1 pseudogene is annotated in these 201 nt (G+C 57.7%); it reads right to left on the reverse strand.

Features of this window, described 5'->3' with window-relative positions:
- Positions 1-201 (reverse strand): annotated as a pseudogene (locus tag PYW49_RS23340) (IS3 family transposase); the annotation flags it as partial.

Raw genomic sequence — 201 nt, forward strand, 5'->3', positions numbered from 1 at the left:
TGATGTAGGTTATGTCCATTACCCAACGCTTATCCGGAGCATCCGGATTGAACTGTCGCTGGAGCCTGTTGGGCGATACGATACTGGCCTCGCCTCTACGTGCCCACGGGCTCCGGTACCCGACCTGAGCCTTTATCCCGGCACGATTCATCAGTCGCCAGACTCTGTTCACTCCGCACTGTTGCCCGCTATCCCGCAAGT

The organism is Enterobacter chinensis, from assembly GCF_034008295.1.
In the GTDB taxonomy this organism is placed as follows: domain Bacteria; phylum Pseudomonadota; class Gammaproteobacteria; order Enterobacterales; family Enterobacteriaceae; genus Enterobacter; species Enterobacter chinensis.